This is a genomic window from Rhodoplanes sp. (assembly GCF_013377085.1).
Taxonomy (GTDB): Bacteria; Pseudomonadota; Alphaproteobacteria; order Rhizobiales; family Xanthobacteraceae; genus Rhodoplanes.
Genome location: NZ_JACAAX010000001.1, coordinates 433959 through 440827 on the forward strand (window position 1 = coordinate 433959; position 6869 = coordinate 440827).

Genomic DNA, 6869 nt, shown 5'->3' on the forward strand with positions numbered 1-6869 from the left:
CCATGACGGAACGCGATTTCAGCCAATATGCGAAGCTGAGCCCCTTCGAGCTCAAGGACCAACTGATGGCGATCGCCTCGTCGAACGCCCAGAGGCTGATGTTGAACGCGGGGCGAGGCAATCCGAACTTCATGGCGACGTTGCCACGGTGGGCCTTTCTGAGTCTCGGCGATTTCGCGTTGCGTGAGGCCGAGCGGTCATACTCCTACCTGGACAGCGGCTTCGGCGGGCTTCCGGAGCACGACGGCATTGTTCAGCGGTTCGATGCCTACGCCAACCACCACCGGGAGGCCGACGGCGTCCGCTTTTTGCGATCGGCGATTTCCTACGTCAAAGATCAACTCGGTCTCGATCGGGACGCGTTTCTGTTCGAGATGGTGAGCGCATTTCTGGGTTGTAATTATCCGACTCCGCCGAGAATGCTTTTGCACACGGAGGAGATCGTCAAGGCTTACCTTGCGCAGGAGATGTATGGATCGCTGCCGCGCAACGGCGACTTCTCGGTGTTCGCCACCGAGGGCGGCACGGCGGCGATGACCTATATCTTTCAGACCCTGCGGGCGAACGGCCTGATCGAGCCCGGTCAGAAGATCGCCATCGGAACGCCGATCTTCTCGCCGTATCTGGAAATCCCGGTCTTGCGCGAATACCAGTTGAACGTCGTCGATATCCGAATGGATCAACACGCCGACTGGCAGTTTCCGGAGTCCGAGCTGAACAAGCTGCTCGATCCGGCGATCAAGATATTCTGCCTCGTCAACCCGAGCAATCCGCCGTCGACGAAGATGTCGGATGCGGTTCTGGACCAGTTGACGGCGCTGGTGACGAGCCGGCGGCCGGACCTGTTCATCGTCACCGACGACGTCTACGGCACCTTCGCCGACAGCTTCGTCTCGCTCTTCGCCAAATGCCCGCGCAACACGTTGTGCGTCTACTCGTTCTCGAAATTCTACGGTGCGACCGGCTGGCGTCTCGGCGCCATCGCGTTGCACGACGACAATGCGTTCGACGCGGCGCTGGCCGCGCTTCCGGAGCAGCAGAAGAAGCTCCTGGATGCGCGCTACGCGTCGTTGACGACGACGCCGCGAGAGCTGCGCTTCATCGATCGCCTGGTCGCCGACAGTCGGGCCGTGGCCCTGAACCACACGGCCGGCCTGTCGGTGCCGCAGCAGTTGCAGATGGCCCTGTTCGCGCTGAACGGCTTGATGGACCGCGAGCACCGTTACAAGGATGCCGCGAAGGAGCTGATCCGGCGGAGATATCAGACGCTCTACAGGAACATGGGCATCGCGGTCGTGCGTGAGCCGAACGACGTCGACTACTATTCCCTGATCGACCTGCAGGAGATCGCCGGAGCGCTCTACGGACCTGAATTCATGGCTTGGTTCGTCAAGAGCGACCTGGGAATCAGCATTCTGTTCCGCCTGGCGAAGGAAACCGGCGTCGTGCTGCTGCCCGGCAACGGGTTCGAGGTCGTCGACACGTCGGCGCGGGTGTCGCTCGCGAACCTCACGGACAACGAATACGCCGCGATCGGGAGGTTCACGCGGCAGGTGCTCGACGAATGCCATCGGGATTTCGAGAGCACCACCAAGGCGCACTGAAGCTCGGCCCGAGGCGCAAACCGTCGGCCGTGTACAAAGGCGAGCACGATCCGCGCGTGCGCTTCGACGCCTTCATTGCCCTGCACGATATCGCGACGGCGTGACGGCGGGGTTCGGCGTCCACAGGCTGCTCGCAGACGCCGGCTAGGCGGCTCCGATGGCAGACAGCTTGCGCTGCCAGGCGAGCGCGTGCTCGACGATCACGCCGAGGTCGTCGTAGCGCGGCTGCCAGCCCAGTCGCTCGCGGATGCGGTCGGACGCCGCGACGATCTCGGCCGGATCGCCGGGCCGGCGCGGCGCCAGGTCGACGCGGAAATCGACCCCGGCGACCCGCTTCACCGTGTCGATCACCTCGAGCACCGAGAAGCCGCGGCCGTAGCCGCAGTTGAAGGTCGCCGGCGCGCCGCCGCCGCGCAGATGGCGCAGCGCGTCGGCATGGGCCGCGACCAGGTCGGTCACATGGATGTAGTCGCGCACGCAGGTGCCGTCGCGGGTCGGGTAGTCGGTGCCGAAGACGTCGATCTTGGTGCGTTGCCCGAGCGCGGTCTCGACCGCCACCTTGATCAGGTGGGTGGCGTCGCGGGTCGACTGGCCGGTGCGCAGCAGCGGGTCGGCGCCGGCGACGTTGAAGTAGCGCAGGATGACGTGGCCGAGCCCGTGCGCCACGCCGGCGTCGCGCAGCATGGTCTCGGTCATCAGCTTGGACGAGCCGTAGGGCGACATCGGCGCCGGCGTGTCGTCCTCGCCGACCGGCACGCGCGCCGGGTTGCCGTAGACGGCGGCCGTGGACGAGAAGATGAAATGCTTCACGCCGCCCGTGACGGCGCATTCGATCATGCTGCGCGAGTTGGCGGTGTTGTTGCGGTAGTATTTCAACGGCTGCGCCACCGACTCCGGCACCACGATCGAGGCGGCGAAGTGGATGATCGCCTCGACGCCGTGCTCGGCGATCAGCCGGGAGACCAGGGCCTGGTCGCCGGTGTCGCCGACCACCAGCGTGGCCCCGTCCGCCACCGCCCGGCGGAACCCGGTCGAGAGATTGTCGAGCACCACCACGCGCTCGCCGGCGTCCACCAGGGCGTGCACCATGTGGCTGCCGATGTAGCCGGCCCCGCCCGTCACCAGAATGCTCATCGAACCGTCCTTGTGTTGCCGCGCCCGTATAGCCCGCCGTGGGTGCCGGCGGCCAGGGGCAGGGCCGATTCAGGGCGAGGGCACGGGGGGCCGACGGCGCAGTGAAAGTCGCCCGGGTGACAATCCGCCCCGCCCTGTATATGAGAACCGCGCCCGCCGGAGCGGCTGTCAGAGGTCCATGGTCGACGTTTTGTTCATCAAGACCTCGTCGCTCGGCGATGTGGTTCACAACATGCCCGCCGTCACGGACGCCCGCCGGCATTTGCCGGCGGCGCGGCTGGTCTGGGTGGTCGAGGAGGCGTTCGCGCCGCTCGCCCGGCTGCATCCCGGCGTCGACGAGGTCGTGCCGGTCGCCTGGCGGCGCTGGCGGCGGGCGCTGACGCGCCCCGACACCTGGCGGGAGCTCCGGGCCTTCGTCGCCCGGCTGCGGGAGCGCCCCTACGACGTCGTCATCGACACCCAGGGCCTGCTGCGCACGGCCGTCATCACCCGCCTGGCGCGCGGACCGCGCCACGGCTACGACCGCAAGAGCGCCCGCGAGGCGCTGGCGGCGGCGAGCTACGACGTCCACCATGTGGTCGGGCGCGAGTTGCACGCCGTCACCCGCAACCGCCTGCTGACCGGGGCGGCGCTCGGCTATGCGCCGGAGGGGCCGATCGACTACGGGCTCGACCGGGCCGCCCTGGCGCCGGCCGCGCACGCGCCCTACGCCGTGCTGCTGCACGCCACCGCCCGGCCCGAGAAGGAATGGCCGGAGGAGAGCTGGATCGCCCTCGGCCGGGCCCTGATGGCGCAAGGTCTCGCGATCGTGCTGCCCTGGGGCACGCCGGCCGAGGAGACGCGCGCGCGCCGGCTCGCCGCGGCGCTGCCCGGCGCCCGCGTGCCGGAGCGCCGGCCGCTCGACGAGGTGGCGCGGCTGATCGCCGGGGCGAGCCTGGTGGTCGGGGTCGACACCGGGCTCCTGCATCTCGCCGCCGCCCTCGGCGTGCCGCTGGTGTCGATCTTCGTCGGCAGCGAGCCGTCGCTGACCGGCCCGATCGGCTCCGGGCCGATCGAGACGCTGGGCGGCGACGGCGAGCCCTGCCGCCTCGACGCGGTGGCGGCCGCGGTCGCGCGGGTGCTCCCCGGCTGACTGGCTCTGGTGCAGCCGGTGCGCTATCCGCCCGTCACGCTGATGCGGTGACCGGCTCCGTCCGGATGGGCGGGTTGGCGCGGAAATAAGCCGCATCCTCCGCCGACTGGACGAAGGCCGCGTTGTCGCGCCAGTCGAAATGGCGGGCCGCCATGTCGCGCCCGTAGCGCACCCGGAACAGCACCGTGCGGGCCGGCCCGTTGGCGTATTCGTGCAGCTCGCCGGGCGGATGCACGACGAGGCCGCCCGGTACGATCGGGATTGTCGTCTCGGGCGTGCGCATGGTGCCGCCGCCGGACAGGCAGAGATACATCTCGGTGGCGTCGGGATGGCTGTGATACGGGCTGATCTGCCCGGGCTCCCAGCAGGCGATCGTCACGTCGCCGCCGCCGAGCTTGCCGAGAATCTTTTCGACGTGATGATGCGGGTTCCACTCCTGCTCGGTGGTCATGTCGAAGACGAGCATGCTCTCAACTCCGGTGGTCTTGACGGTGTCGCTCGCGGGACGCGGCGGCACGGGTCGGTGGCGGGGTGGGCGGCCGTCAGTTCTGGAGATCGAGCTTGATATCCTGGATCGTCTTCCGCCAGTTCTCCATGTCCTCGGCGAGCCAGGCGCGCGTTTCGGCGAGCGAGCTGGTCGGCATCATGGTGAAGCCCTGCGTCTCCAGCGCCTGCACCACGGCGGGCGTCTTCAGCGCCTGCGCGGTCGCCTCCTGCATTCGCTCCAGCGCCTCCTTGGGCGCCTTCGCGGAAGCGAACAGCGCCTGCCAGGCGATGGTGCCGACGCCCGGATAGCCGGCCTCGGCCAAGGTCGGCACCTCCGGGAAGGCGGGCAGGCGCTTGTGGTTGACCACAGCCAATGCCTTCAGGGTGCCACCCTGCACGTTGCCGGCCGCGGTCGCCGCATTGACGAAGGAGAGCTGCACGGTGCCGACCAGGAGGTCGTTGACCATGGCCGAGGCGCCGCCCTTGTTGGGGATCGCGGCGAGCTGCAGGTTGCCGGCCCGTCGCGCCAGCACGGCCATGTCGTAGTGCGGATAGCTGCCGGCGCCGGTGATGCCGTAATTGACCCGTCCCGGCAGCCGGCGGGCGTAGTCGACGAACTCGGCCACGGTGTTGGGCGGGAAGTTCTTGGTGGTCGCCACCAAAAAGGCCGGCACGTCGACCAGGCGCATCACCGGGACCACCTCGCGCTCGTAGTCGAACGTCATCTTGCCGGCGAACAGGATCGGCGTGATGGCGTTGGTCGTCACGTTGCCGAGCATGAAGGTGTGGCCGTCGGCGCCGGAGCGGACGAGCTCCTGCAGGGCGACGATGCCGTCGGCACCGGTACGGCTCTCCACCACCACGGACTGGCCGAGCCGCACGGAGAGATCCTGCGCGAGCGCGCGGGCGACCGTGTCGGTGGTGCCGCCGGGTCCGAACGGCACCACGATGCGCACCGTGTGGTTCGGGAATTTTTCCGGCGACTGCGCGCCGGCCGGGCCGGCGACGGCGAGGCAGGCCGCGGCCAAGAGAATCGAGATCGACGTCTTCATGAGCGCTCCCCTGACGTTGTCCTTGGCCAGCGACCGGTCGGCGACAGGTCGCAGCACCCTGTCGGTTGGTCCGACTTGCAGGTGCAGCAAGGGTCGCGAGATGATGTTGCAGTGCGAAGACCTCGGCGCTGCGACGCCCGGCGACGTGATCAGGTTGACAGCGGCAGCGGGTGTCCTCAACTATCCGGTTTTCCCGCCTCGATGAATTTCGGTTATCGGCGTCGGCATCCGCTCGGGCGACAGTATCGGCATGGAGCTGCGCGACATCGAATACTTCGCCGTGGCGGCCGAGCACGGGCATCTCGGGCGTGCCGCGGAGGCGCTCGGCCTCAGCCAGCCGGCGCTGAGCAAGAGCCTGCGCCGGCTCGAGGCGGCCCTGAAGGTCAAGCTGGTCAAGCGCACGGCGCGCGGTGTCGAGCCGACCGCCGAGGGTGCCGCGCTGCTGTCGCGGGTGCTCAAGCTGCGCCTGATGGTGCGCAATGTCGCGCGCGAGGTCGCCGAGGTGAGCGAGGGCCGCACCGGCCAGCTCCGCATCGGGCTGAGCATGGCGGTCTCGGAGACCTTCCTGTCCAAGACCTTCGCGGCCGTTATGCGCGACGCGCCGAGCATCCGCCTGAAGGTCAGCATCTCTGACAACGACCTGATGATCCCGGCGCTGCTCGACGGCGAGCTCGATGTGATCGTCAACTACGGCCGCCCGCACGACACGCTGGTCAGCGAGCTCTTGTACGACGACGCCTTCGTGGTCTGCGCCTCGACGCGCCATCGCCTCGCCGGGCGCGAGACCGTGACGCTCGCCGAGCTGGCGCAGGAGCGCTGGGCCTTGTCCGAGCCGACGCTGATCTCGCAGCGCTGGCTCCTCGACCGCTTCCGCGAGGCCGGCGTGCCGCCGCTGCGGGTCAGCTTCGAGTCGCGTTCGGTGGCGTTCCGGCTGCGCACCGTGGCGTGCTCCGACCTGCTCACCTTCGCGTCGCGCAGCCTGATCCGCGAGAGCGCCGCGGGCGCCGACCTGGCGATCCTGCCCGCGGCGGGCCTGTCCTGGCCGTTCCCGGTCTCGGCGACCTACCGGCGCGAGCCCTACGTGCCGCCGGCCCTGCGCCGCTTCATCGCCGTCATCAAGGAGACCGCGCAGGCGATGGCGCCGGGGGCGTGAGGCGGACCTCGAATCCCGTCAGACGCCGGGGCGGCGGCCGGGGCGACGTGTTCGACGAGCAGATCGGAAAAGGATGGTGGGCGCTGTAGGGATTGAACCTACGACCTCTCCCGTGTGAAGGGAACGCTCTCCCGCTGAGCTAAGCGCCCGCACCGATGCGGCGGAGTAAAGGGCGGGACCGGGCCTGTCAAGCGCGCCGGGAGGCCGGCGCGGCGGTGGCCCGGGGTCGGATGGTCGCCCGAGGTGCTGCCGCTACTGCGGCGGCAGCGGGGTGGCCGGCGCGACGGTCGCGGGGGCCGGGGCGGGCG

6 protein-coding genes and 1 tRNA gene are annotated in these 6869 nt (G+C 69.1%); 3 read left to right on the forward strand and 4 right to left on the reverse strand.

Annotated features, from left to right (window positions below; all coding sequences use genetic code 11):
- Positions 1-2 precede the first annotated feature (2 nt).
- Positions 3-1604, forward strand: a complete 1602-nt coding sequence (locus tag HXX10_RS01905) for a bifunctional aspartate transaminase/aspartate 4-decarboxylase (protein WP_296519708.1) — start codon at positions 3-5, stop codon at positions 1602-1604.
- Positions 1605-1748: 144 nt separating this feature from the next.
- Here the strand turns inward: HXX10_RS01905 and galE are convergent, their stop codons facing one another.
- Positions 1749-2738, reverse strand: coding sequence for a UDP-glucose 4-epimerase GalE (gene galE / locus HXX10_RS01910; protein WP_296519670.1), 990 nt, complete (start codon positions 2736-2738; stop codon positions 1749-1751).
- Between the two features lie 178 nt (positions 2739-2916).
- Between galE and waaC the strand changes: the two genes are divergently transcribed.
- Positions 2917-3870: a lipopolysaccharide heptosyltransferase I gene (gene waaC, locus HXX10_RS01915; RefSeq protein WP_296519671.1), complete on the forward strand. Its 954-nt coding sequence runs from the start codon at positions 2917-2919 to the stop codon at positions 3868-3870.
- A 34-nt stretch (positions 3871-3904) separates the two neighbouring features.
- On the opposite strand, the gene HXX10_RS01920 is transcribed toward waaC, so the two are convergent.
- Positions 3905-4336, reverse strand: a complete 432-nt coding sequence (locus HXX10_RS01920; protein ID WP_296519672.1) for a cupin domain-containing protein — start codon at positions 4334-4336, stop codon at positions 3905-3907.
- A gap of 76 nt (positions 4337-4412) precedes the next feature.
- The gene (locus HXX10_RS01925; RefSeq protein WP_296519673.1) at positions 4413-5408 is read right to left on the reverse strand and encodes a tripartite tricarboxylate transporter substrate binding protein; all 996 of its coding nucleotides are present in this window, start codon (positions 5406-5408) and stop codon (positions 4413-4415) included.
- Between the two features lie 250 nt (positions 5409-5658).
- Between HXX10_RS01925 and HXX10_RS01930 the strand changes: the two genes are divergently transcribed.
- Positions 5659-6561, forward strand: coding sequence for a LysR family transcriptional regulator (locus HXX10_RS01930; protein WP_296519674.1), 903 nt, complete (start codon positions 5659-5661; stop codon positions 6559-6561).
- A gap of 74 nt (positions 6562-6635) precedes the next feature.
- On the opposite strand, the gene HXX10_RS01935 is transcribed toward HXX10_RS01930, so the two are convergent.
- A tRNA-Val gene (locus HXX10_RS01935) sits at positions 6636-6710 on the reverse strand.
- Positions 6711-6869: the final 159 nt, after the last annotated feature.

Excerpts from the sequence above, each read along its gene's own strand:
- HXX10_RS01905 (WP_296519708.1), top strand. The coding sequence starts at position 3 with ATGACGGAACGCGATTTCAGCCAATATGCGAAGCTGAGCCCCTTCGAG.
- galE (WP_296519670.1), bottom strand. The coding sequence starts at position 2,738 with ATGAGCATTCTGGTGACGGGCGGGGCCGGCTACATCGGCAGCCACATG.
- waaC (WP_296519671.1), top strand. The coding sequence starts at position 2,917 with ATGGTCGACGTTTTGTTCATCAAGACCTCGTCGCTCGGCGATGTGGTT.
- HXX10_RS01920 (WP_296519672.1), bottom strand. The coding sequence starts at position 4,336 with ATGCTCGTCTTCGACATGACCACCGAGCAGGAGTGGAACCCGCATCAT.
- HXX10_RS01925 (WP_296519673.1), bottom strand. The coding sequence starts at position 5,408 with ATGAAGACGTCGATCTCGATTCTCTTGGCCGCGGCCTGCCTCGCCGTC.
- HXX10_RS01930 (WP_296519674.1), top strand. The coding sequence starts at position 5,659 with ATGGAGCTGCGCGACATCGAATACTTCGCCGTGGCGGCCGAGCACGGG.